Genomic DNA, 1115 nt, shown 5'->3' on the forward strand with positions numbered 1-1115 from the left:
CTGCGAAAGTGCAGTTATTTTTTGAGAATGAGCGCCAATAAGCGATTTTGTGGAGCTTTAAGTGTACTTTTGCATTTATTGACCCGTTTGAGCGCTGTGCGGTCAGAAATAAAGGTACTTTTGCACTACTGCCCAGTAGAATAGATCATAGGTGAAAAAAGCAAGTAGAGTCCTATTAGTGACAGGATTATTCCGAGTACTCTTAGGCATGTAAAATACAGCTTCGGCGGCTCTTTCGTCGCTTTTTTCCATCCTTGAGTGACGTTCCAGAATAAACGAGGGTGAATGGCGGCGGCTAAGGCTAGTATCGTCCAAATGATTAGGAAAACTGTAATAACAATCGTTATTCCGATACCTGGTCCAACATCCATCAGGAACACATAAATCACCTCCAAAGTAAGCATATTCCACATCGCTGCTTGCCTTTCCTTCGCGGAGGTACTTATGCAGTCACGAAATATCGAACAAGCAGCGGATCGCAATCGCCTCGGTTATGGCAGCTTGTGCCATAAATCGCATAAGTAGAGCGCCATCGACCCGGGAATTGCAGACTTGTTCCAAAAATCGCACAAGTTGAGTACATCGAGCCGAGAGCAGGCTGATTTATGCCATAAATCGCACAAGTTGAGCACATTGAGCCGGGGCCGTTCAGATTTGTGCCATAAATCGCACAAGTGAGCGCCAACGCCTCGAATGCAAACAGACCTGTGCTATATATGGCACAAGTCTGCAAAAAAACTACTCTCACGGCTTCCGCATTAATCATAACTCAAGGTTCCCTCTCCTACTCCGCCTGGCCCGGCTTGGAGAGCATGATGCTCAGGATCGTCGCGTCGGCGTCAGCCATCCCCTCCTGGACGAACCGCTCCATGTTGCGAATCGTGTCCTCGACCTCGTCGAAGATGACGCCGTCGCTCGGCGAGGGCGAGATGTCGTTCATCGCCAGGATCGCCGCCTGGATCGCGGCATTGGTGCCGGTGGATATCTTGAGCGCGCAGGTCGCCTTGGCGCCGTCGCAGATCATGCCGCTCAGCGAGGCAATCGTGCTCTGCACGGCCCGCTTGATCTGCTGGAGGCTGCCGCCCATCAGATAGACGATGCCGCTGCTCGCGCCG

2 protein-coding genes are annotated in these 1115 nt (G+C 51.4%); both read right to left on the bottom strand.

The window, feature by feature from the left end; all coding sequences use genetic code 11:
- Positions 1 to 125: 125 nt before the first annotated feature.
- Positions 126 to 413: a DUF6199 family natural product biosynthesis protein gene (locus PA598K_RS39065; protein WP_376739077.1), complete on the bottom strand. Its 288-nt coding sequence runs from the start codon at positions 411 to 413 to the stop codon at positions 126 to 128.
- Positions 414 to 784: 371 nt separating this feature from the next.
- Positions 785 to 1115: L-serine ammonia-lyase, iron-sulfur-dependent, subunit alpha (locus tag PA598K_RS26250; RefSeq protein WP_185602238.1), on the bottom strand; the 331-nt coding region annotated here is incomplete at its 5' end.

This window comes from Paenibacillus sp. 598K (genome assembly GCF_003851045.1).
Classification (GTDB): Bacteria; Bacillota; Bacilli; order Paenibacillales; family Paenibacillaceae; genus Paenibacillus_D.

Excerpts from the sequence above, each read along its gene's own strand:
- PA598K_RS39065 (WP_376739077.1), bottom strand. The coding sequence starts at position 413 with ATGTGGAATATGCTTACTTTGGAGGTGATTTATGTGTTCCTGATGGAT.